General features: G+C 58.9%; 1 pseudogene. It reads right to left on the bottom strand.

What is annotated here, in order from left to right:
• A pseudogene (locus CB0205_RS13985) lies at positions 1–506 on the bottom strand (IS1634 family transposase); the annotation flags it as partial.
• Between the last annotated feature and the right edge of the window lie 713 nt (positions 507–1,219).

Here is a 1,219-nt window from a genome sequence, read left to right as displayed (position 1 = left end):
GGGGCCAGCTCGGCCTCCACGCGATCGACATTGTCCATGAGCGCGTCCATGGCGCGCAGGAGGTGGTGGTGCTCGACTTTGGCGGGCATCTCGGGCATGGCCACGGTGTCCAGCCAGCGCAGGCAGCCGAGTTTGCTCATGGGATCGCACAGGCGGTTGAAGACCATGGCCCGCACGAGGGCATCTGCCTCGATCCTGCGCCGCCCAGACCGCATGGCACGACCAAGGGCGCGGTCGAGGCCAAGATCCTTCCAAAGCTCGTGCAGGGCGAAGACGTTACCATAGGCCTTGGAGCTTTCGATCTCGACGGGAAACGCCGTGTTGTCGCTCCGCCCGATCGCCCTGTTCAAACCGTTGATCAGGGGATCGAGCTTGGCGGGGTTCAGATCTTCGAGTCGGCCAAGGTTGGCGACGACCCGATGGCGGACCTTGCCCTCTTCGTTGCGATAGCCCTCGACCAGTTGCAGGTACTGGCGCCCGCCGGATCTCGTGATCTTGGTGTACATGTCGCAACATTACGAGACGATGTGTAATGCTTCAATGACTCAATGCGCCATAACGTGCCACAACAGGATTCTCGCCAAAATCTGACCCTCCACACACGGAAAGCCCTTATTTCATTGAAGTCCGCATCGCCAAACCGGGCTCAAATCCATCGCGAAGTGTCGAAGTTGGGGGGACGGGCCGACCCGACGCTTCACCAAAGCGTTTCGCGCGGCCCGAGGCTCCATTTCAAAGGACCTCGACATAGAAAGTTGACCGGTCAGAGTCCGCGTCGGCTCGTGATGGTACTGATGCGAAAAATGGTACCACCTTCGCGGCTATCAGGTCTGAGGCGCAGCAGTCCGCTGCCCCGTCTGCGAAACGACCCGTGGGTCGACAAGTATGTCATCTAGGGGGTGAGGATGCAGCTCATGCCAGCGCGCTTGCGCGGCGAACGCAACAGCGTTCTCTTCCACCCACCGACGACTACCTGCGGGCGCATTTCGTGTCGGAGCAGCGTGCTCCCTCGGCTTGTCGACCATACCCAACTCCTCCACGGCACTATGGGTGGAGTACTACCAAAGGGACCACTTCTGGAACCCGAAATCCGGTCTTGATGAGTTCTTATCCTGCCGATCACGTTGCGAAAAAATATTTCGCAACAACAACTTAGATGTGGAAAACCCTCGAGATTCTCTTTGGCGCTTTCATGCTGTGAGGCCATGTTCTCTGCAGT

Origin of the sequence: Synechococcus sp. CB0205 (assembly GCF_000179255.1) — a bacterium.
GTDB lineage: Bacteria > Cyanobacteriota > Cyanobacteriia > PCC-6307 > Cyanobiaceae > Vulcanococcus.
The sequence above is the reverse complement of the archived record's forward strand: the minus strand, read 5'-3'. Positions and strand labels throughout refer to the sequence as shown.